Below are 20,808 nucleotides of genomic sequence, written 5' to 3'. Positions count from 1 at the left end.
AGTTGCCTCGAGTGCCCTAGCTCGAAAGGCGGAAAGGAAGCCTCAGCTCCAGGCGGGCGTGGCGTTCTCCGAGATCGAGGCGAACAAGAGCGCCAAACTTTTCAGCTCGTCTTTGCATGTTGGCGACACCATGCCCCTTGCCCGCTGCCGCCGATTCGGCCAGATCGTTTTCGATGATGATGGCAGCGCCGTTATCGCGAGGCATCCCGCGAATAGAAATCCGAGTTGCGGGTCCATGCTTCAGCGCGTTGGTGACGGCTTCCTGCAGAATTCTCAGAACCGAGAGCGCGTTTCCCGGCGTTACGCCCGTGATCTGCGGTATCGCCTCCATCGACCACTCCAGCTTGACACCCAGCCGGCGCAATCGAGGCTCGAGCCGCTCCCGCCAGCCCGCAAGCGCGACAAGCAGGTCACTGTCGCCGATATCGAGCGACTGGATGACGAGCCGAAGGTCGTCCAGCGCTTCCCGGGCGGAGGCGCTTATGAACGGCGCGTTTACTTCGTTGCGCTCCGCGAGGGCTATGATCGACACCAGATGGCCGCTCAGCCCGTCATGGAGATCGGACATCAGTCTTTGCCTTTCGCACTCGAGAACGCTCTGCTCCGTCCGCTGCCGATCCCTCTCATGCAGCTCGTTCAGCTCCTTCTCCTGCTCGGCAAGGCGCAAAAGCAGGACGTCGTTTGCTACATCGACCTTGTTCAGACTCTCGGCCAGACGGCCCATCAGCAAGATCGTGATCGCAACAAGGATCATCGTCCGCATATAGGGCATCAGCATGAACACGCCATCATTGAGGCCAAGCCCCATAAGGACGTCATGCGCGCCGAACCACGCGCTCAATGCAAAGGGAACGGACAGGAACGCTCCCTGCCATCCGCCCCGCATGGCGAAATCCCGGATGAGGATCGCCGCGGCGATCCCATAGGTGACGATGGTCACAGCCGAGCCAGCCACAATGGCGACAGGTAGGCCGACGAGACCTGTCAGTCCGAGCAGGAACAAGTTCAGTGGAACGAGCCAGATGGAAAGCCGCAACCAGGATGGCGCGCTTCGCCCCGTCAGCGCCAGCGCCACGCCCATTGCCATCAACCCCACCGCCGCGACGCCGGGAAGAAGATAAAGCCGGCTGTCGCCAAGCAGTTGTCCCAGGATCGGCGACTGGGAAAGAACGATGACGAGGCTCCAGCCGGTGATGAGCGTCAGCCACTGAAACACCGGATCGTGACGCCGGAACAGCAGGATCGTGATGAAGCCCATCACCGTGACGGCATGGAGGGCGAAGGTCATCGCACGCCATTGCTCGATCAGCAGGTCGGCAATCCGCTGATACCCTCTGATGTCCTTCGACGTGGAAATGTAGATGCGCGAGAGATAGCCCGAGAGCCAGCCATCAGTTCGCATCATTCGTATTTCGAGATCGTTTGACGCCGCCGCCTTGATGAATTGCCGCGGCAGGGATGCCGCGTATGCGTATCCGCTTCTGGAACTCGACCACGATGAGTGCGGCATCACGGGCAGCAGATGCCCGTTCAAACGAACCTCGATGGTTTGCCTCACCACCGGAATGAAGAGCGCGAGCGGCGCGTCCGGCAAATCGCCCAGAGTGAATGTCAGACGATAAAGCGCCGCACCGGGGCCTGATGCCGATTCATGGACCCAGCGCGAAGGCAGGCTGACGACCTGCGGCGATTTTCCTGTCTGCGAAAACTCGGCAGTGTCGAAGCTGTAAGAGTGGCGCGGCACCGGCAATTGCACGAATTGCGGAAGCGCGGCGACGATCACGATTATCCCGAGAAGCGCCAGCACGGCCGCGCGCCGCGCCTTCGGAATCGGTGCGGCCATGCGGGCCGCGCTCATAGGCGGATGATCCCCTGTCTCGCCGCCTCGAAGACCGCCTCGGAGCGGTTCGAGACCTGCAATTTTCTGTATATGTTGCGGATGTGAACCGGAACGGTCTGCCTCGAAATGCCAAGGCTTGATGCGAGCTCGTCGCTGGTAAAGCCCTTGGCTATTCCCCAGAGTATATCCATCTCCCTTGGCGTCATTTTCGGCGCGTCTTCACCCGTCGTGCTTCGTTCCGCCCGTTCGGCCAGGCGCTTGACGAGAACGCGCGCAATTCTCGATGAAATGGGAGAGCGGCCGGCCATCAGATCATTGATCGCATCGACGAGATCGACCGGATCGGCATCCTTCAGGAGATAGCCCGATGCTCCGGCCTCAATCGAATCGAGCACCGTCTGGTCGTCGGCCAGAACGGAAATGACCATTGCCTCGGCACGCGGTTGCAGCGCTCTCAGCGCGCCGATGGCCTCGATCCCGTTGCCATCGGGCAGGTTCAGATCGGTAATCAGGAGGTCGATTTCATGTGCCCTTATCGCGGCCATCGTTTCGAGCAGGGTCGCACACTCCGCGACGACCTGTCCGCCATCCCACTCGGCGATCAGATGAACGAACCGCTCGCGTATCGCGTCATCGTCCTCCGTCACGATGATCCTGCAACCGGAGACAGAGCGTTCAGCGGAACTTCCATCTCCCTTCGAGATCGTCATCTCAACTCATCCCCCGTCCCAACCGTTGTCCTTCGATCAAGGCACGCCCGTTTGCGTCAGTGTACTTCGCTTCCGTCAGAGTCCGGAACGCCATGAAGATCCGTACAAGCGGTTCGGACTTCCCGCAATTCTTGCCCATACCCTTTTCTTGGTATTGAGCTTCGAGGGCATTTTCGATCGCCTTTGCCACTCTCTCACACACCAGATTGAAGGGGAATCAGGGTGGCTATGACAGCAAAGACGAAGATGCTCAGATTGATCCATTGCACGACCTCGGCAGTGGCAATTCTGGCCCTTGTATCGGGCCCTGTCGTCGCGGCCGAGAGCTGCTCGGCGCAATCCGGTGATGTCACGGCGGGGATCGGCAATTTTCAGGCAGATGCCGACAAGGCATCCAAGGATGTGGAAAAGGACTATGCGGACGCCACATCCAGCAGCTACGCGAAAGACCTGTTCGAGAAGTTCGATGCGCTCAACAGCAAGGCGCAGCAGGCCTCCGATCTCATCAACAAGACCTACAACCTCGCCGGCTATACGAAGCCGCTGAGCGAGGGGAGCATTCAGAAGAATGTTCCGCCGCAGGTCACCGTCACGATGAGCAATGCCAATGAGCTCGCCCAGGCTGCGATGAATGAGGAGAACACCAAGCTCGACATCGCGGAGCTGCGCTGCAACCAGTCGACGGAGGATGCAGCGCTACGCGCCTTTCTGGACCAGGCGGACAGCGCCACGGTTTCAAAATACAAGTCGGCGAAGAAGTCCGCCTGCAGAATCATCCATACGCTTGCCAGCCTTCAGGACAAGCGCCAGAAGCTCAACGAAATCCGGGAGAACGGCTATCCCCTCTTCCACCTCCACGCCAAGGAGAAGAAGAGCTACGACGGGCACAGCCGAACCATTCAGTTCAAGGTCGATCTCCGGCTCTATCCCGAATATCCGGATGATGCGGGCGGAAACGACAATCCCACCCAGCAGCCCATCCTTCTTGGTCAGCTGCAAAAAATCAATCTGTCCTACAACACCTATTTCAAATGGAGCGACAACAACTGGACGAAGCTCAACCTGTTCCAGAATCTCGTCGACGAGCATGAGAAGAGCGAATTCTGCTGGGGCAAGATCAAGATTACCAGCAGCGTGAAGGCGAAGCTCTGCTCCCAGGTCGGGCTGAAAGGCGATGACAAGATCAGCGTGAAGAGCCGGGCCAAATTCGACTATAGCGGCGAGACGCATGCGGTCAGCCTTGGCACGGTCACCGTTCCCGCTCCCTTCGGATATCTCGCCGACCTTTCGGACATGAAGGAGAAGAAGATGCAGGACCTGACGTCCAAGGTTGCGAAGCGCGTCACCTCTCTCTTCAGCGGCTTTGAAGATCTCAAGAAAAAAGCCGACCAATGGCAGAAGTCGTGCAGCTGACCGCTTCGCCGCCTTCCATGACAAGAACCGGGGGACGCACGGAAAGATCCATTTCCGTGCGTTCTTCCGTGTTTGCCGGAGCCGGGCGCGTGCTTCTGTCGGCCGGCCTTTGCCTCATGCTTTCGGGTTGTTTCGGCGGAGTGCCGCGGATCGCGGACCGCCCCGTTCCCTTTCAGAATCTGGGGCATGACTGGCGCAGGCATTTCGAGTACGGGCTTCAACTGCTCGAGGAAGACAGCCTTGCCGCCAACAAGAATGTTCTGGCGCGCGCCGCATTCTCAAGCGCGGCGCGCTTCTCCCGTGACTATGCTCCGGCCTATGTCGGACTGGGCATTGCCGAAATGGCGTTGGGCAATTTTGCCGAGGCACAGATTGCATTCCTGAACGCTGCCCTGATCGACGATCGCAGCATGTACTGGGCCCTGTCGGCCATTGCGGCGCTGAAGAACGGCGACGAGATCGTTGCCCGCTCGCTCTTCGATGCGATGCAGGCCGCCCCGGCTCAGGACGACGATCCTGCGAGCCGCTTCGTCCGCGCCATCTATCTGCCGGATGACAAGACCTTTTCCAGCCGTATCAGGACTATCCCCTATGCGTCCGACGCCAAGGCGGCAGATGACGAGCTGGCCTGCGAAAAGAACACGAGGGACGAGATCTGCCGCGATCTCAACATCGTAGCGAATGTCTATTTCGTGCGCCGCTATTCGACGGATTCCAGAACAAGGGGAACCGACTTCTTCAATGATCTGACGGTGCTGCTCGGAGCGTCGCGCACACAAGACTGGCAAAAGGAGAATGGAAGCTCGACGGTCAGTGTGCTGAGCGAGGTTTCCCTGTCGATTCCTGAGATCGAGTATGCCGTGCGCCTTACGCCGCAGAACGTGAATAGCAGCGTCTATGTGAACGCGGCGCCCTCGATCGTCACCTCGGTCGGAGAGGAATCCGAGATCCATGAAGGCTCGAACAGAACCATCCTCTACAACTCCACCGGGTATGCCGACGAGTACACGGCCGAAACCGGCATGACGCTCAACCTCAAGCCCGAGGTCGCGACGCCGCACTATGTGAACCTGAAGTTGCGTTTCGAGTTCAGTTCCATCGGGACGCTCGAGCCCTCATCGATGGCGCAGGTGCTCGATGTGTCGAAGAACACCTACACGATCACCGGCTATTTCCCTTACGGGAAGCCCATCGTCCTTGGAACGATCTCGAGCGGGACACAGAAATACGATGCGACGGGACAGAGCGGATTGAACCGCATTCCGCTTGTCGGCGGCGCCTTCGGCAAATCCGAAGACCGCATATCCGCATCAGACACAATGGTCATCGGCGTTCTTTCCGAACCGACGGCATTCCACGGATCGCGCGAAAGGCGAGTGCTCGAAGCCATGCGGTCGATGGGGGTGAAGATCGCGCCGGAAAGCGCGATCGAGCGGCGGAAAGATCTGCACCGGGCGCCCGACATCCACACCTTCGGGCTGGGCTTCTTAAAGGCGCATGTCAAATCCGGAACGGACCAGCAATTCTAGCGTTCGACATGCAGGTCTTCGCGACCTGAGCCGTGTTCCGGATTTCAAACTGTTTGAAGGAGGTTTGGTGGAGCCAGGCGGAATCGAACCGCCGACCTCTTGAATGCCATTCAAGCGCTCTCCCAACTGAGCTATGGCCCCGCCGATTTCGCGCGGGGTTTGGGGAACCCCGCAGCGGTGGCGGAACTTAGGGCGCGTTTCTTCATTGATCAAGCAAAACCTTGAACCGGAAGAAAAAAGCGCCCCGCCGCCGCCTGAATTCTACTCGTCGTCCTCGCTGACGCCGCGAATGATTCCCGAGACGTCGTCTTCCTCGTCCTCGTCGTCGGGCAGGAAGGCATCGTCATCGGCGCCGGTGTCGTCCTCGATCTCCTCGAGCATATCGTCGCCGAGACCCTCCGCCGCCAGCTCCTCATCGCGAAGCTCGTCGAGCGACACGTCCGCATCCTCATCGGAGACGATCGACGCACGCGGCGCGACCTTGTCCTTGGGCTTTTCGACGGGCTTGGCACGACGGGCCTTGGCGCCCGCGTCCGGCACGAATTCGTGCTTGCACTTCGGACAGACTGCCGGGCTCTTGTTCAGATCGTAGAACTTCGCGCCACAGCTCGGGCAGTCGCGCTTTGTACCCAACTCCGGTTTCGACAAGCTGAATTCTCCTCGCGGTATTCCGCGTCTCTGGCTCGCTTTTCAAGGGCTTGCCCACCGCTCTCGCGGCAGCGCCCCGAAGGATTTTCCCATTGCCACGATAAGTTGCTCCTGTCAAAACCTATTCGCGAGCGCCAGTGCGCCGCCTCACGGCCCTGCGCTTCGCCGGGACCCTCTTTCCCCGAATTTTGACGGATCCGACCCTTGGCGCATGCACCACAAAACCCGAATTCGAGCCTGATAGCCGAGCCTTCCCACGCCCTTGCCGGACGCCTCAGGGTTCCGGGCGACAAGTCGATTTCCCACCGCGCGCTCATCTTCGGCGCGCTGGCCGTCGGCGAGACGCGGATCACGGGCCTCCTCGAGGGCGAGGACGTGCTCGCCACCGCCCAGATCATGCGCCAGTTCGGCGCCGAGGCGACGCGCACGGGCGAGGGCGCTTGGAGCGTCCGGGGGGTGGGCGTCGGGGCGCTGCGGGAGCCCGCCGAAGCTCTCGACTTCGGCAATTCGGGAACGGGGGCCCGCCTCATCATGGGGCTCGTCGCCGGCCACCCGATCACCGCGACCTTCATCGGCGATGCGTCGCTCTCGCGCCGCCCCATGGGCCGGGTCATCGCCCCGCTGACGCAGATGGGCGCGATCTTCCATGCGCGAGAGGGCGGGCGGATGCCGCTCACGCTCACCGGCGCGCGCCACACCATGCCCATCACCTACGAGAGCCCTGTCGCCTCCGCGCAGGTCAAATCCGCGATCCTGCTCGCCGGCCTCAACGCCCCCGGCATCACCACCGTCATCGAGAAGGTGCCGACCCGCGATCACACCGAGCGGATGCTGCGTGCCTTCGGGGCGAAGGTCGAAACCGAATCACGCGAGGATGGCGCTGTCGCCATTCACCTGACCGGCCAGCCCGAACTCGTGCCCTGCCCGATCGTCGTGCCGGGCGATCCTTCCTCGGCCGCCTTCCCGGTCGTCGCGGCCCTCATCGTGCCGGGCTCGGAGATCACTGTCGAAGGCATCACGCTCAATCCGCACCGTGCGGGCCTCTATACGACGCTCATTGAAATGGGCGGCGACATCGAGATCATGAATCAGCGCGAGGAAGGCGGCGAGCCCGTGGCCGATCTGCGCGTCCGCGCGAGCGAGCTTCGGGGCATCGAGGTGCCGCCGGAGCGCGCGGCCTCGATGATCGACGAATATCCGGTGCTCGCCGTCGCCGCCGCCTTCGCCAGCGGCAACACAGTCATGCGCGGAATCCACGAACTGCGCGTCAAGGAGAGCGACCGCATCGCAGCAACCGCGGCGGGCCTCAGGGTGAATGGCGTTAAGGTCCACGAAACGGAGGATTCGATGACGGTCGAGGGGCGCTCCGGCCATGTCGAGGGCGACGGCACCGTCGCGACCCATATGGACCACCGCATCGCGATGTCCTTCGTCGTGCTCGGGCTCGGCGCGCAGAGGCCGGTCACGATCGACGACGCCTCGATGATCGCGACGAGCTTCCCCGATTTCGCCGGGCTCATGCGCGGGCTCGGCGCGACGCTTGCCGGGCAGGGCCAGTGAGCTTCGTCATCGCCATCGACGGCCCGGCCGCATCCGGCAAGGGAACGCTTGCGCGCCGGCTGGCTCAGCATTACGGCCTCGCCTTTCTCGACACGGGCTCCCTCTACCGCGCGGTCGGCGTGTCGGTGATCGCGGCCGGAGGCGACCCGGCCGACGAGCGGGCGGCCCTTGCCGCGGCGCGGGCGCTCGACATGTCGCGGATCGACGAGCGCGCCATCCGCACGCGCGAGGCGGGCGAGGCGGCCTCCCTCGTCGCCGTCATGGCGCCGGTGCGCGCGGCCATCCTCCAATTCCAGCGCGATTTCGCCGCCAGGCCGCCGGGCGGGCAAAGGGGCGCCGTGCTCGACGGGCGCGACATCGGCACCGTCGTTTGCCCCGACGCCGATGTGAAAATCTTCGTGACCGCGAGCCCCGAGGTTCGCGCCCATCGCCGCTGGCTCGAACTCAAGAATTCGGGCGCCGATGTCTCCGAGGCACAAGTCCTTGAAGATACAAGGGAAAGGGACCGCCGCGACGCCGAAAGGGCGACGAGTCCCATGCGCCCTGCCCCCGACGCGCACTTGCTCGATACCACCGATTTGAGTATAGAAGCGGCGTTCGGCGAGGCCGTCCGGATCATTGACAAGTCAACGAGTTAAGCGCGTTTGCCGCGATTGCGGCACGGGCTTCGCGCGTTGGCTTTTCGGTGTTCGGCAGCGGTCCCGGCAACGCTCACTTTTATTTGGAAACCTCTAACCGCCTGCTCATGTCCACACGCTCCCGGGCATATCACGACCCAGGGAGAAGACCGCCGGATACAACCGTCGGCCGGAACAAGCACCGCCAGGAGACTGAACACATTGGCTAACACAGAAAGCGCGCTCAACCCGAGCCGCGAAGACTTCGCCGCCCTCCTCGAAGAGTCTTTCAGCTACAACGAGATGCAGGAAGGCGCGGTCATCAGGGGCACGATCGTCGGTATTGAAAACGATCTCGCCATCATCGATGTCGGCCTCAAGACCGAAGGCCGCGTCGCCCTCAAGGAATTCGCCACGCCCGGCAAGCCCGCCTCCGTCAAGGTCGGCGACACGGTCGAAGTCTATCTCGAGCGCATCGAGAACTCGGCCGGCGAAGCCGTGCTGTCGCGCGAGAAGGCCAAGCGCGAGGAAAGCTGGATCCGCCTCGAAGCCGCCTTCGAGAAGCAGGAGCGCGTCGAAGGCCAGATCTTCGGCCGCGTGAAGGGTGGCTTCACCGTCGATCTCGACGGCGCCGTCGCCTTCCTCCCCGGCAGCCAGGTCGACATCCGCCCCGTGCGCGACGTCACCCCGCTCATGAACATTCCGCAGCCCTTCCAGATCCTCAAGATGGACAAGCGGCGCGGCAACATTGTCGTTTCCCGCCGCGCGGTGCTCGAAGAGACGCGCGCCGAGCAGCGTCAGGAACTCGTCGAGAACCTCAAGGAAGGCCAGGTGCTCGAAGGCGTGGTCAAGAACATCACCGATTACGGTGCGTTCGTTGATCTCGGCGGCGTCGACGGCCTGCTCCACGTGACCGACATCGCATGGCGCCGCGTCAACCACCCGACCGAAGTTCTCTCGATCGGCCAGACCGTGAAGGTCCAGGTGATCAAGGTGAACCAGGAGACGCAGCGCATCTCGCTCGGCATGAAGCAGCTCGAGGCCGATCCGTGGGAAGGCGTCGCCGCCAAATATCCGGTCGGCGCCAAGCTCAAGGGCCGCGTGACCAACATCACCGATTACGGCGCGTTCGTCGAACTCGAGCCGGGCGTCGAGGGCCTTGTCCACGTCTCCGAAATGAGCTGGACGAAGAAGAACGTGCACCCCGGCAAGATCGTTTCGACCTCGCAGGAAGTCGAAGTGATGGTGCTCGAGGTCGATCCGGTGAAGCGCCGCATCTCGCTCGGCCTGAAGCAGTGCCTCGACAATCCGTGGACGACCTTCGCGGAGAAGTTCCCGATCGGCACCGTGGTCGAAGGCGAGATCAAGAACATCACCGAGTTCGGCCTCTTCATCGGCCTCGACGCCGATGTGGACGGCATGGTCCACATGTCCGACCTCGACTGGAACCGGTCGGGCGAGGAAGCCATGGCCGACTACCAGAAGGGCCAGGTCGTGAAGGCCGTGGTGCTCGACGTCGACACCGAGAAGGAGCGCATCTCGCTCGGCATCAAGCAGCTCCAGGGCGATCCGATGGAAGCGCTTGGCGACATCCGCAAGGGCGCCGTCGTCACCTGCACGGTGACGGGCGTTCAGGAGAACGGCATCGAGGTGTCGGTCGGCGAGGACGGCCTCTCCGCCTTCATCCGCCGCGCCGAACTGTCGCGCGACCGGGGCGATCAGCGTCCGGAGCGTTTCGCGGTCGGCGACAAGGTCGATGCCCGCGTGACGCAGTTCGACCGCGCCGCGCGCAAGATCGCACTCTCGATCAAGGCGCTCGAGATCGCGGAAGAAAAGGAAGCCGTCGCACAGTATGGCTCGTCCGATTCGGGCGCGTCGCTCGGCGACATTCTGGGCGCGGCGCTCAACCGCGCGCAGGACGAGAAGAAGTAAGCATCTCCGCGTCGCTCATGACGCGAAGGGACAATTGGGCTAGACTCCGGCTCCGTTTCAGACGTCTGGAGATGCCCTCTTGTCCTACGATGCAGATGCACTCACAGACAGGCGGCGCCTCAAGCGCCGCCTGTTCTTTTGGCGCTTCGGCGCCATCGCCGCGGGCGCCGCGGCACTGATCGCGCTTTTCGGCGGAACCGGCATCCTCCCCCACCGCGCCCAGATCGCGCGTGTCGAGATCAACGGCATCATCACCGACGATCGCGACCTGCAGAAGCTCATGGGCACGCTCGCGGACGACCGGGCCGTGAAGGCCGTCATCCTCTCCATCGACAGCCCCGGCGGCACGACAACCGGCGCCGAGGCGCTCTATGAAAGCGTGCGCCGCCTCGCCGCGAAGAAGCCCGTCGTCGCCACGCTCGGCACGGTCGCCGCTTCGGGGGGCTATATCGCCGCCCTTTCGGCCGACCATATCGTCGCGCGGGGCAACACGCTCACGGGCTCGATCGGCGTTCTCTTCGAATGGGCGCAATTCTCCAGCCTTCTCGACAAGATCGGCGTCGAGATGCGGGAGGTGAAGTCCGCGCCGCTCAAGGCCGAGCCCAATCCCTTCCACAAGCCGAGCCCGGAGGCCCTGGCGGTCACGCAGGGGCTCATCTCCTCCTCCTATGACTGGTTCCTCGGGCTTGTCGCCGAGCGGCGCAAACTCGATGCCGCCACCGCCAGGAAGCTCGGCGACGGGCGTGTCTTCACCGGCTGGCAGGCGGTCGAAAACCGGCTCGTCGATGAGATCGGCGGCGAGGAGCAGGCGCTCAAATGGCTGGCCAGCGCAAGGAACGTTCCGGCAGGCCTTCCGATCGAGGACTGGGCGCCGGAGCGCCCCGGCGAAGGCCTCACCCCGCTGGGGGCGCGGGCCGTCGGGCAGGCGCTCGCTGCGGGCGTCGAGGCACTGGCCGGAAAAACGCTGCAAACAAAAAGACTTACCCTTGACGGGCTTACAAGCGTTTGGCACCCTGAGCCGCGTTGACCGATGAGTTTCACACTGCCCTGGGGGGCGGGGTACGGGGAAGCGGGGTTGGACGTAACCTTGGACCATGCCTGCTCCCGGCAGTCCAAGCCCCGGACGCGCCAGACATGATCAAATCCGAACTCGTCGCCCGCCTCGCACAGGCCAATCCGCATCTCTATCAGCGCGATGTGGAGCGTATCGTCTCCACCATCTTCGATGAAATCAGCGCGGCGCTGGCACGCGGCGACCGGGTGGAACTCAGAGGCTTCGGCGCCTTTTCCGTGAAAAGCCGACCCGCACGCACGGGCCGCAACCCCCGCACCGGGGCGCCCGTCCATGTGGAGGAGAAGTTCGTGCCCTTCTTCAAGACGGGCAAGGAACTGCGCGAACGGCTCAACAATGCCGATATTCCGGAGCACAAGCTCCTCGCCGTCGAAGGAGACGAGGGCGACGAAGGGGACGATCACGAGTGATCCCCCGCCGCTCCCGCTTTTCGGGAGGGGCCATGGAGGAGCAAAGCCTTGAAACTTCTGCGCTGGATCGTCCTGCCGCCGCTCGCGCTCATCGTCATGGCGCTGGCCGTCGCCAACCGGCAGCGGGTGACGTTCAGCCTCGACCCGTTCAACCCGGCCGAGCCCGCCCTCGGCCTCGACATGCCGCTCGCGGCGATCGTGCTCGCCGCGCATTTCATCGGCATCCTGATCGGCGGTTTCGCCGCCTGGAGCCAGGCGAAGATCAAGGCGGCGCGGCGGGCCGCGCCCCCGCTGCCGCCCCGGCCCCCGGCGACCCTCTAGCCCCCAGCGCAGCATTTCGTGGACGGCGCGGCGGTGCTATAACCGCGGCGACTTCAACGAGGGACCCCGGATGAGCCCCAAAGGCCTGAGCATGAACCCGATTTTCTGCGCGCTCGACACGGTCGACGAGGCGCGCGCGACCTCGCTTGCGCGCGGGCTCAGGGGCTCGGTCGGCGGGGTGAAACTCGGCATGGAGTTCTTCTATGCGCGGGGGCCCCAGGGCTACCGCGCGGTGGCGGAAGCCGGCCTGCCGGTCTTTCTCGATCTCAAGCTCCACGACATTCCGAACACGGTCGCAGGCGGCATCCGCGCCGTGCTCCCGCTCAGGCCCGCCATCGTCAACGTCCATGCGGCGGGCGGGCTCGCCATGATGCGGGCGGCGGCCGGGGCGGCGCAGGAGGCGGGCGACGAACGGCCGCTCGTCATCGCCGTCACCGTGCTGACGAGCCTCGACGAAACGGACCTCGCGGCAACGGGCGTCGCGGGCGCGCCGGCCGATCATGTTCTCCGCCTTGCCCATCTCGCCGCGAAGGCCGGTCTCGACGGCGTCGTCTGCTCCGCGCATGAGATCGAAGGGCTCCGGCGCGAGCTCGGCCCCGACTTCAAGCTCATCGTGCCGGGCATCCGTCCTGCCGGCGCCGAAATCGGCGACCAGAAGCGCATCATGACGCCTGCCGAGGCGCTCGCGCGCGGCGCCGATGTGCTCGTCATCGGGCGGCCCATCACGGGCGCCGCCGATCCCCGCGAGGCGGCCGAAGCGATCAGCGCTTCGCTGGCTGCATGATGACCACGCAGAAAACGCCCGTCAGGGTGAAGATATGCGGGCTTTCGACGCCCGAAACCGTTGCCGCGGCGGTGGAGGCCGGCGCCGATTATCTCGGCTTCAATTTCTACCCCCGCAGCCCGCGCTATGTGACGCCGGAAGAGGCGGCAGCACTTGCCGCGCCCATGCCCCCTTCGGTTCTCAAGGTCGCCCTCACGGTCGATGCGGATGACGCCACGCTCGAGCACATCGTCGCCACGCTCAAGCCCGATATTCTCCAGCTCCACGGCAACGAAACGCCGGAGCGCCTGCGCGAAATCAAGGGCCGTTTCGGCATCACGCTGATGAAGGCGATCGCCGTCGCGGCGCCGGAAGACCTCGAGCGCATCGAGATTTACCGTGATTGCGCCGATTTGTTGCTGTTCGATGCCAAACCGCCTACATCTATGACGAATGCGCTGCCCGGCGGGAACGGGCTTGTCTTCGACTGGTCGCTCATCGCCGGACAGAAGCCGGACCTGCCCTGGATGCTTTCAGGCGGGCTCACCGCGGAAAATGTCGGCGAGGCGATCCGGACGACCGGCGCGGAGGCGGTCGACGTCGCCTCCGGCGTCGAGGACGAGCCGGGCCGAAAGAATCCGGAGCTGATCAGGAAGTTCGTGCGGGCGGCCAGAACCCTGTGAGGGGGCCGCCTCGTATATGCTTCGCCATGGGCCTGCCGGCCCGGCGAGGAATGACGGGAAAGAGATAAACGTGAGCGCGAGTTCCAAAGTGAATTCCTACAGATCGGGCCCGGACGAGCGCGGGCGCTTCGGCATTTTCGGCGGCCGCTTCGTCGCCGAGACACTGATGCCCCTCATCCTCGATCTCGAAAAAGCCTATGACGAGGCGAAGAACGACCCCGCCTTCATCGCCGAACTCAGGAATCTCAACACGCATTATGCCGGCCGGCCGAGCCCGCTCTATTTCGCCGAGCGGCTGACCGAGCAGCTCGGCGGCGCCAGGATCTATTTCAAGCGCGAGGAGCTCAATCACACGGGCTCGCACAAGATCAACAACTGCCTCGGGCAGATCCAGCTCGCCCGCCGCATGGGCAAGACGCGCATCATCGCCGAAACGGGCGCGGGCCAGCACGGCGTCGCCTCGGCGACGGTCGCCGCGCGCTTCGGCCTTCCCTGCGTCGTCTATATGGGCGCGACGGACGTGGAGCGGCAGAAGCCCAACGTCTTCCGCATGAAGCTTCTCGGCGCCGAGGTGGTGCCGGTGACGTCGGGCTCGGGCACGCTCAAGGACGCGATGAACGAGGCGCTGCGCGACTGGGTGACGAATGTCGAGGACACCTATTACCTGATCGGCACGGTCGCGGGCCCCCATCCCTATCCGGCGATGGTGCGCGATTTCCAGTCCGTCATCGGCAACGAGGCGAAGCAGCAGCTCCTCGAAATGGAAGGCCGCCTTCCCGATACGCTCGTCGCCTGTGTCGGCGGCGGATCGAATGCGATGGGCCTCTTCCACCCCTTCCTCGACGACGACGGCGTGGAGATCATCGGCGTCGAAGCGGGCGGCCACGGCATCGAGACGGGCGCGCATTCGGCCTCGATCCTCGGCGGCACGCCCGGCGTGCTGCATGGAAACCGCACCTATCTGCTGCAGGACGATGACGGGCAGATTCTCGAAGGCCATTCGATCTCGGCCGGTCTCGACTATCCGGGTATCGGGCCTGAACATTCTTGGCTGAGCGATATCGGCCGCGTGAAATACGTGGCCGCGACCGACAAGGAAGCACTCAACGCGTTCCAGCTCTGCTCCAGGATCGAGGGCATCATTCCCGCGCTCGAGCCTTCGCATGCGCTCGCCCATGTCATCAAGATCGCGCCGACGCTGCCCAGGGAGCACATCATCGTCATGTGCCTCTCCGGCCGGGGCGACAAGGACGTTTTCTCGGTTGCCGAGCATCTCGGAGTGAAGCTGTGAGCACGACACGCCTCGACAGACGCTTTGCAAAGCTCAAGGCCGAGGGCCGTCCGGCTTTCGTCACCTTCACAACGGCGGGCGATCCCGATTTCGACGGCTCACTCGAAATCCTGAAGGGCCTGCCCGCCGCGGGCGCCGATGTCATCGAACTCGGCATGCCCTTCACCGATCCGATGGCGGACGGGCCCGTCATTCAGGCGTCCTCGCAGCGCGCGCTGAAGGCGGGCGCGACGACGAAGCGGACGCTCGAGCTCGTGCGCCAGTTCCGCGCGGGCGACGACGAGACGCCCATCGTGCTCATGGGCTACTACAACCCGATCTATCACATGGGCGTCGAGAAATTCCTTGCCGCGGCGCGCGCGGCCGGTGTCGACGGGCTCATCGTCGTCGATCTTCCGCCGGAGGAGGATGACGAGCTTTGCGTGCCCGCGCTCAATGCCGGGCTCAATTTCATCCGCCTCGCAACGCCGACGACGGACGACAAGCGCCTGCCTGCCGTCCTCGCGAATACGTCCGGCTTCGTCTATTACGTGTCGATCACCGGCATCACCGGCGCGGCCGCGCCTGAAAGCGCGAAGGTTGCGGGCGCCGTGCAGCGCATAAAGCGGCACACATCGCTTCCCGTCGCCGTCGGCTTCGGCATCAGGACGCCCGAACAGGCCGCCGCGATCGCCAGGGCGGCGGACGGCGCCGTCATCGGCTCCGCCATCGTCGGCGCCATCGCCGCCGAACTCGACGCCGATCGCAAGCTCAAGGCAGGCGCCGCCGGGCGCGTGCTCGCCTTTGTGCGCGAGCTCGCCCAGGGCGTTCACAACGCACGGCAAGCCGCCGCGGAATAATCGGAGGAACGAGACCCATGAACTGGATCAGCAATGTCGTCCGCCCGAGAATCCAGCGCGTCTTCAAGAAGAAGAAGACCGAGACGCCCGACAATCTCTGGCGCAAATGTCCCGCCTGCAACGAGATGATTTTTCACCGCGATCTCGATACGGCGCTCGGCGTCTGCCCGCATTGCGATCACCACATGCGGCTCGGCACCAAGGAGCGCTTCGCCGCGATCTTCGACGAGGGGCAGTATCAGCTCGTGCCGGTCAATGGCGTGCCGCTCGACCCGCTGAAGTTCCGCGACCAGAAGAAATATCCCGACCGTCTGAAGGAAGCGCGCAGCAAGACCGGCCTCGAAGACGCGATTACCGTCGCGCATGGCCCGCTCGACGGCATAGAGGTCGTCGCCTCCATCCAGGACTTCGCCTTCATGGGCGGCTCGCTCGGCATGGCGGCGGGCGAGGCGATCATCAAGGCCGCCGAAACCGCGCTCGAAAAGCGCGCGCCTCTCATTCTCTTCACGGCAGCGGGCGGCGCGCGCATGCAGGAGGGCATCCTCTCGCTCATGCAGATGCCGCGCACGACGGTCGCGGTGCAGATGCTGCGCGAGGCGGCCCTTCCCTATATCGTCGTTCTCACCGATCCGACGACGGGCGGCGTGCTCGCCTCCTATGCCATGCTCGGCGATGTCCAGATCGCGGAGCCGGGCGCGCTTCTCGGCTTCTCCGGCCGGCGCGTCATCGAGCAGACGATCCGCGAAAAGCTGCCCGAGGGCTTCCAGTCGGCCGAATTCCAGTTCGAGCATGGCATGGTCGACATGATCGTGCATCGCCATCAGCTCAAGGAAACGCTGGCGCGGACGATCCGGCTTCTCACCCACAAGCCGAAGCTCGCGCCGATCACCTCCCCTTCGGCCGGCCTGCCTGCCCGCACGGCCGCGACGCGCCCCTGACGGCGGCAATGTGAGCAACGACACGCACCATCCCGATTCGAGCGACGTCATTCTCGAACGTGTGACGAGACTTCACACGAAGCTCATCGACCTCTCGCTCGACCGCACCTGGCGGCTTCTCGCCGCGCTCGGCCACCCCGAGCGCGCGCTGCCGCCGACCTTCCATATCGCGGGCACGAACGGCAAGGGCTCCGTCTCGGCCTATCTGCGCGCCATGCTGGAGGCGGCGGGCCTCGGCGTCCACAGCTACACGTCGCCCCATCTGGTGCGCTTTCACGAGCGCATCAGGCTCGCCGCGCGGCCCAGAAGCGCGCCCATCGACGAGGCGGAGCTTTCGCAGCTTCTCGACGAATGCGAGAGGATCAATGCGGGCGCGCCCATCACCTTCTTCGAGATCACGACCTGCATGGCCTTCCTCGCCTTCGCGCGCCATCCCGCGGATGCGCTGGTGCTCGAAGTCGGCATGGGCGGACGGCTCGACACGACCAATGTGGTCGATCATCCCGCCGTCACCATCATCACGCCGGTCGATTACGATCATCAGCAGTTTCTCGGCGACACGCTCGACAAGATCGCGCGCGAGAAGGCCGGCATATTGAAGCCGGGCGTGCCCGCGATCATCGGTCCGCAGACGGATGAAGGCCGCGCCGCCATCGAGGCCGAGGCGGCGAGGATCGGCGCGCCCCTCTTCATCCATGGCCAGGATTTCGGCGCGCATGAGGAACAGAGCCATCTCATCTATCAGGACGAGAACGGGCTTCTCGATCTGCCGATGCCGCGTCTCGTCGGCCGGCACCAGATCGACAATGCCGCCATCGCCATCGCGGCGCTGCGGCAGGCGCGCGCGCTTGCCATCGGCGAGGATGCCATCGCCCAGGGATTGCGCAATGTCGAATGGCCGGCGCGGATGCAGCGCCTGACGCGAGGGCCGCTCGTCGCGCGCCTTCCCGCCCATGGCGAACTCTGGCTCGATGGCGGCCACAACCCGTCCGCCGGCCGCGTCGTCGCGCATGCCATGGCCGATCTCGCGCAGGCCGCGCCCCGCCCGCTCGTCATGATCGCGGGCATGAAGGAGACGAAGGACGCCAGGGGATTTTTCGCGCCCTTCAAGGGCCTCGCCGCGCATGTCGAAACGGTCGCCATTCCGGACGATCCGGCGTGCCTCCCGCCCGAGACGCTGGCGGAGATGGCGCGTGCCGCCGGCCTCGATGCAACGCCCGCCCCCTCGATCGAGGCGGCGCTCGCCCGCGCTCTCGCCATGACGGGGGACGAGGTTCCGCGCATCCTCATCTGCGGTTCGCTCTATCTCGCAGGCGCCGTGCTGCGCGACAACGGCTGAGGCTACTGCGCCGCTTCGACAGGGGCTGACGCTTCGGGCTCGGCGGGGTTTGCAGAACTCACTTTTCCCGGGCTCCTTGGCGCGGCCTTCTTGCGCGCGGGCTTCCTGGCCGCCGCGCGCTTCGGCTCCGGCGCATCGGCCGCGGGCTTCGCCTCGCCCGCCGGGGCTTTGCCGCCGGTGACGACGTCGGCGGGCTTTGCCGCGCGCGCGATACCCGCCCGCGCGCCTGCGCCCGTTTTCACCTCCTTGCCCTTCGTCGCGGCGAGAAGCTCGTTGAAGGATTCCTCGATGCAGCCCGCATAGAAGGCCGGGTCCGGCAGCATTTCGCGGCAGGATGTGAAGGAGATCGTGATCTCGCCACAATAGGAGAAGACCGGGTGAATGATCCCCATGCCATCGAGAATGGGGCCGAGGCCGAACTGCGTGACGAGCCGCGCGCCCGTCATGTAGAGCGGGATCTGCGGGCCCGGAATATTGGTGATGACGGTGTTGAAGATCGGCGTGATGCGGTTCGCGATGCCGAGATTGGTGTAGAGCCGCGCAGCCAGACCTGCGACGGTGGAGGGAATGAACTGCGAATAATCGGTGAGCGTGCTCGCGCCGATCGCATTCGTCATTTCCTTGGAATTGGTGGTCGATTCGAAAACGGCGACGAGGCGGTCCAGCGGATCGGCGATGTCGGAGCGCACGGCGACCGACATGGCGCTCACCTGATTGCCCGCCGCTTTCTTCTGATCGGGCGAGCGCACCGAGATCGGCGCCATGGCGATGAGCGATTGCTTCGGCAGCTCGTTCTTCGCTTCGAGATATTTGCGCAGGGCGCCGCCGATGATGGCAATGACGGCGTCGTTCACCGTCGCGCCCTCGACCGCGTTCTTGATCGCGCGAATGTCGTTCAGCCGGAAGGAACGGCCATCGAAAACGCGATGCGGCGAGACCTGGCCGTTGAAGCGCGTGCGCGGGACGGGGCCGACACGCTTCAGCTTTCCCGCCGTGAGGCCGATGCCGACGCGGGCTAGCGCCGGCACGGATTCGGCGACGACGCGGGCAAGCTTGAAGGGCTGGCGCACATTGTTGACCGTGGTGCGCGAGAGAAGCTCGACCGCCGTCGGCTCGCGCTCGGGGAGCCACGGGCTTTCGGGCGGCGCGGGCGTGGCATCGGGCGCGAGATCGTGGATCGCCGCCGTCATCTCGGCACCGGAGACGCCGTCGATCGCGGCGTGATGCACCTTGGACACGATGGCGAAGCTCCCTTTGGGCAGCCCTTCCACATTGTCGAGCCCCTCGATCACGGTGAACTCCCAGAGAGGGCGCGCAGTGTCGAGCGGGCGGGCATGGAGCCGCGCCACCTGAATGCAGAGCTGGCGCCAGTCGCCGGGCCTCGGCAGCGCGATGTGGCGCACGTGATATTCGAGATCGAAGTCCGGATCCTCGAGCCAATAGGGATGATCGAGATTGAGCGGCACACGGACGACGCGCTGCCGGAAGGCGCGCGCCAGATGCAGCCGCTTTTCGTAGTTCTTCAGAATTTCCTTGAAGCCGAGGACCCCGCCTTCCACCGTCGACTGATCGTAGATCGCGACGGCGCCGATATGCATGGGCGCGTTCGCCGTCTCGAAATAGAGAAACGACGCATCCATCGGGCTCAGCTGCTCCATGACCTTCCTCCCCGGGGCCGAAACAGGAAAATTCCCTGTTCAGGACTCAATCACATTTGGGCTGGCAGAGTCCAAGAAGATCGGGCGCGCGCAAAGAAAAAGGCCGGCTCGGGAGCCGGCCTTCTTGCTATTTCAGCGGCGAGAAACGCTCAGAGCGCGCTCTCGATCCATTCGACGATCTTGCCCTTGGGCAGCGCGCCGACCTTGGTGGCGGCGACCTGGCCGTCCTTGAAGATCATCATGGTGGGCACGCCGCGCACGCCATATTTGGTTGGCGTGTTGGGGTTCTCGTCGATGTCGATCTTCGCGACCCGGAGCTTGCCGTCATATTCCTTGGCGATCTCCTCGAGCGCGGGCGCGATCTGCTTGCAGGGGCCGCACCAGGTCGCCCAGAAATCGACCAGAACCGGGCCGGAAGCATCCAGCACGTCGGATTCGAAAGAGGCGTCGGTAACCTTGCTCGTCGACATCGTCAGTTCCTTTCATGGCGGTCCCGCGCATGCCGGGCCGGCCTTGTCCCCGCCCGTGGCGGGTTTGCTGTGAGTATGCGTTGTTGAGGAATCTAGGAACCGGACCCCTCAAGGTCAAGGATCACCGGGGCCCGGATGGCGCGGCGGCGGCCAGCGCCCGGTCGAGCAGCATTGGCGGAATTTCCATGAGGCTCGGGCCATCCGTCCAGAGAAGGGCGCAGACGATCTCGCGGCCGGGATAGATCTCGCCGAGAACCGCGCGATAGGCCGCCATCTGGGCGATATAGGCGGGGCTCACATCCTCCACCTTCCGCGCGCCCGGCCGGTTCGTCTTGTAATCGACGACGAGAATACGCGTCTCGCCGACCGAAAGGCGATCGATCTGCCCCGAGATCAGCGTCGGCTTGCCCGCGAACTCGATGCGGCCGACAACCGCCACCTCGGCCCGCGAGCCGGGGCTGAAGACGGGCGCGAAGGACGGCTCGCCGAGAACCGCGAATACCGCATCCGCGATTTCATCCTGCGTCGCCGGGTCGAGCCCATGCGCGGGCGCCGCGAGAAAGCGCCGCGCCGCTTCCTCGCGCAAGCCCTCGTCCAGATCAGGCAGCGTCTGCAACAGCCGGTGGATCAGCTTGCCGCGCTTGAAGCGTTCCGTTCCGTCGCCGGCGAGCGGCGAGAGCACGGGCGGCTCGGGCAGGTTCTCGGGCGGCAGACGGGAGGGCGCAAGCGGGCGCGAGGGCGTCGGCTCGGCGGGTGCCTTCTGCCGCGCCCAGTC

20 protein-coding genes and 1 tRNA gene are annotated in these 20,808 nt (G+C 64.5%); 14 read left to right on the top strand and 7 right to left on the bottom strand.

Going from position 1 to position 20,808, the window contains the following annotated elements; all coding sequences use genetic code 11:
• Positions 1 to 16: 16 nt before the first annotated feature.
• Both WBG82_RS05330 and WBG82_RS05325 read right to left on the bottom strand, forming a co-directional pair.
• Entirely contained in the window at positions 17 to 1,843 is a 1,827-nt protein-coding gene (locus tag WBG82_RS05330) for a sensor histidine kinase (RefSeq protein ID WP_424422276.1), read from the bottom strand.
• Between the two features lie 11 nt (positions 1,844 to 1,854).
• The gene (locus WBG82_RS05325) at positions 1,855 to 2,550 is read right to left on the bottom strand and encodes a response regulator (RefSeq protein ID WP_424422274.1); all 696 of its coding nucleotides are present in this window, start codon (positions 2,548 to 2,550) and stop codon (positions 1,855 to 1,857) included.
• A gap of 222 nt (positions 2,551 to 2,772) precedes the next feature.
• On the opposite strand from WBG82_RS05325, the gene WBG82_RS05320 reads away from it, so the two are divergent.
• Entirely contained in the window at positions 2,773 to 3,963 is a 1,191-nt protein-coding gene (locus tag WBG82_RS05320; RefSeq protein ID WP_424422271.1) for a hypothetical protein, read from the top strand.
• Positions 3,964 to 4,052: 89 nt separating this feature from the next.
• Positions 4,053 to 5,492, top strand: coding sequence for a hypothetical protein (locus tag WBG82_RS05315; protein WP_424422269.1), 1,440 nt, complete (start codon positions 4,053 to 4,055; stop codon positions 5,490 to 5,492).
• A 65-nt stretch (positions 5,493 to 5,557) separates the two neighbouring features.
• Here WBG82_RS05315 and WBG82_RS05310 read toward each other — a convergent pair.
• Together WBG82_RS05310 and WBG82_RS05305 are read right to left on the bottom strand one after the other, a co-directional pair.
• Positions 5,558 to 5,633: transfer RNA gene (locus WBG82_RS05310), tRNA-Ala, on the bottom strand.
• 120 nt (positions 5,634 to 5,753) lie between these two features.
• The gene (locus WBG82_RS05305; protein ID WP_424422266.1) at positions 5,754 to 6,140 is read right to left on the bottom strand and encodes a TIGR02300 family protein; all 387 of its coding nucleotides are present in this window, start codon (positions 6,138 to 6,140) and stop codon (positions 5,754 to 5,756) included.
• Positions 6,141 to 6,344: 204 nt separating this feature from the next.
• Between WBG82_RS05305 and aroA the strand changes: the two genes are divergently transcribed.
• The 12 genes from aroA to WBG82_RS05245 all read left to right on the top strand — a co-directional run bounded on the left by aroA (position 6,345) and on the right by WBG82_RS05245 (position 17,905).
• Positions 6,345 to 7,700: a 3-phosphoshikimate 1-carboxyvinyltransferase gene (aroA, locus tag WBG82_RS05300; RefSeq protein WP_424422263.1), complete on the top strand. Its 1,356-nt coding sequence runs from the start codon at positions 6,345 to 6,347 to the stop codon at positions 7,698 to 7,700.
• On the top strand, positions 7,697 to 8,338 hold the full coding sequence (cmk, locus tag WBG82_RS05295; RefSeq protein WP_424422261.1) for a (d)CMP kinase: 642 nt from the start codon (positions 7,697 to 7,699) through the stop codon (positions 8,336 to 8,338). Before aroA ends, cmk begins: the two co-directional genes overlap by 4 nt.
• A gap of 201 nt (positions 8,339 to 8,539) precedes the next feature.
• The gene (rpsA, locus tag WBG82_RS05290) at positions 8,540 to 10,249 is read left to right on the top strand and encodes a 30S ribosomal protein S1 (protein ID WP_424422258.1); all 1,710 of its coding nucleotides are present in this window, start codon (positions 8,540 to 8,542) and stop codon (positions 10,247 to 10,249) included.
• A 79-nt stretch (positions 10,250 to 10,328) separates the two neighbouring features.
• Entirely contained in the window at positions 10,329 to 11,276 is a 948-nt protein-coding gene (gene sppA / locus WBG82_RS05285) for a signal peptide peptidase SppA (protein WP_424422256.1), read from the top strand.
• Positions 11,277 to 11,383: 107 nt separating this feature from the next.
• Complete coding sequence (ihfB, locus tag WBG82_RS05280; protein WP_324301769.1) at positions 11,384 to 11,731, top strand: integration host factor subunit beta; 348 nt, start codon at positions 11,384 to 11,386, stop codon at positions 11,729 to 11,731.
• A gap of 48 nt (positions 11,732 to 11,779) precedes the next feature.
• Positions 11,780 to 12,052: a DUF1049 domain-containing protein gene (locus WBG82_RS05275; protein WP_424422253.1), complete on the top strand. Its 273-nt coding sequence runs from the start codon at positions 11,780 to 11,782 to the stop codon at positions 12,050 to 12,052.
• A gap of 70 nt (positions 12,053 to 12,122) precedes the next feature.
• A complete protein-coding gene (gene pyrF / locus WBG82_RS05270; protein ID WP_424422251.1) occupies positions 12,123 to 12,836 on the top strand; it encodes an orotidine-5'-phosphate decarboxylase in 714 nt (237 codons plus the stop codon).
• Positions 12,836 to 13,498, top strand: coding sequence for a phosphoribosylanthranilate isomerase (locus tag WBG82_RS05265; RefSeq protein ID WP_424422249.1), 663 nt, complete (start codon positions 12,836 to 12,838; stop codon positions 13,496 to 13,498). The genes pyrF and WBG82_RS05265 overlap by 1 nt, the downstream gene beginning before the upstream one ends.
• A 16-nt stretch (positions 13,499 to 13,514) precedes the next feature.
• Complete coding sequence (gene trpB, locus WBG82_RS05260; RefSeq protein WP_424422246.1) at positions 13,515 to 14,789, top strand: tryptophan synthase subunit beta; 1,275 nt, start codon at positions 13,515 to 13,517, stop codon at positions 14,787 to 14,789.
• Positions 14,786 to 15,628, top strand: a complete 843-nt coding sequence (gene trpA / locus WBG82_RS05255; RefSeq protein ID WP_424422243.1) for a tryptophan synthase subunit alpha — start codon at positions 14,786 to 14,788, stop codon at positions 15,626 to 15,628. Before trpB ends, trpA begins: the two co-directional genes overlap by 4 nt.
• Positions 15,629 to 15,645: 17 nt before the next feature.
• Positions 15,646 to 16,566: an acetyl-CoA carboxylase, carboxyltransferase subunit beta gene (accD, locus tag WBG82_RS05250; RefSeq protein ID WP_424422240.1), complete on the top strand. Its 921-nt coding sequence runs from the start codon at positions 15,646 to 15,648 to the stop codon at positions 16,564 to 16,566.
• A gap of 10 nt (positions 16,567 to 16,576) precedes the next feature.
• Positions 16,577 to 17,905, top strand: a complete 1,329-nt coding sequence (locus tag WBG82_RS05245) for a bifunctional folylpolyglutamate synthase/dihydrofolate synthase (RefSeq protein WP_424422237.1) — start codon at positions 16,577 to 16,579, stop codon at positions 17,903 to 17,905.
• A gap of 2 nt (positions 17,906 to 17,907) precedes the next feature.
• Here WBG82_RS05245 and WBG82_RS05240 read toward each other — a convergent pair whose 3' ends face one another.
• The 3 genes from WBG82_RS05240 to WBG82_RS05230 all read right to left on the bottom strand — a co-directional run.
• Positions 17,908 to 19,563, bottom strand: coding sequence for a wax ester/triacylglycerol synthase family O-acyltransferase (locus WBG82_RS05240; RefSeq protein WP_424422235.1), 1,656 nt, complete (start codon positions 19,561 to 19,563; stop codon positions 17,908 to 17,910).
• A 149-nt stretch (positions 19,564 to 19,712) separates the two neighbouring features.
• Positions 19,713 to 20,033 (bottom strand): thioredoxin TrxA, encoded by a 321-nt coding sequence (trxA, locus tag WBG82_RS05235; protein WP_324300760.1) that lies wholly within the window; start codon positions 20,031 to 20,033, stop codon positions 19,713 to 19,715.
• Positions 20,034 to 20,154: 121 nt separating this feature from the next.
• Positions 20,155 to 20,808 (bottom strand): PD-(D/E)XK nuclease family protein (locus tag WBG82_RS05230; RefSeq protein ID WP_424422233.1); only part of this gene is annotated, 654 nt, incomplete at its 5' end.

It is taken from the genome of Parvibaculum sp. (genome assembly GCF_049671045.1).
In the GTDB taxonomy this organism is placed as follows: Bacteria; Pseudomonadota; Alphaproteobacteria; order Parvibaculales; family Parvibaculaceae; genus Parvibaculum.
This window is presented reverse-complemented; position numbering and strand designations above follow the sequence as displayed.

Bases quoted from the DNA above. Each gene is read 5' to 3' on its own strand.
- trpB (WP_424422246.1), top strand. From the start codon at position 13,515: ATGCTTCGCCATGGGCCTGCCGGCCCGGCGAGGAATGACGGGAAAGAG.
- pyrF (WP_424422251.1), top strand. From the start codon at position 12,123: ATGAGCCCCAAAGGCCTGAGCATGAACCCGATTTTCTGCGCGCTCGAC.
- trxA (WP_324300760.1), bottom strand. From the start codon at position 20,033: ATGTCGACGAGCAAGGTTACCGACGCCTCTTTCGAATCCGACGTGCTG.
- ihfB (WP_324301769.1), top strand. From the start codon at position 11,384: ATGATCAAATCCGAACTCGTCGCCCGCCTCGCACAGGCCAATCCGCAT.
- WBG82_RS05240 (WP_424422235.1), bottom strand. From the start codon at position 19,563: ATGGAGCAGCTGAGCCCGATGGATGCGTCGTTTCTCTATTTCGAGACG.
- WBG82_RS05265 (WP_424422249.1), top strand. From the start codon at position 12,836: ATGACCACGCAGAAAACGCCCGTCAGGGTGAAGATATGCGGGCTTTCG.
- accD (WP_424422240.1), top strand. From the start codon at position 15,646: ATGAACTGGATCAGCAATGTCGTCCGCCCGAGAATCCAGCGCGTCTTC.
- WBG82_RS05330 (WP_424422276.1), bottom strand. From the start codon at position 1,843: ATGGCCGCACCGATTCCGAAGGCGCGGCGCGCGGCCGTGCTGGCGCTT.
- WBG82_RS05325 (WP_424422274.1), bottom strand. From the start codon at position 2,550: ATGACGATCTCGAAGGGAGATGGAAGTTCCGCTGAACGCTCTGTCTCC.